The organism is Cupriavidus sp. SIMBA_020, assembly GCF_046535395.1.
Taxonomy (GTDB): Bacteria; Pseudomonadota; Gammaproteobacteria; order Burkholderiales; family Burkholderiaceae; genus Cupriavidus; species Cupriavidus campinensis.
The window spans coordinates 1-265 of sequence record NZ_JAWRWU010000784.1 but is presented as its reverse complement, the minus strand read 5'-3'; the positions used below and the strand labels follow the sequence as shown (position 1 = coordinate 265).

General features: G+C 59.6%; 1 protein-coding gene. It reads left to right on the top strand.

Annotated elements, in window-relative coordinates; genetic code table 11:
* A partial coding sequence (locus tag SB751_RS31490) for a hypothetical protein (RefSeq protein ID WP_410749210.1) occupies positions 1–265 on the top strand: 265 nt, incomplete at both ends.

Here is a 265-nt window from a genome sequence, read left to right as displayed (position 1 = left end):
AGTAGAGATCGAGGTCAATTTGCCGATGCCGGCCGCAATGCAGAAGCGCTGGTCGCACGGGCGATTCATCAGCGAGCGCGTGAAGCAGCAGGTGCGCATGCGCGTGTTCGGGTTCCGTCGCTGCCCGAAGCTGGACAAGTCGGGCAAGGAATACATCGTCTACGTGCTCGCGAAGGTTTCGAGCGGGTACAGAAGCTTCGTTTACCGAGACCAGTGGGAAACCGACGAGCTTGCATGGATTGAAGCGTTGGCGGCGCTCAGCATC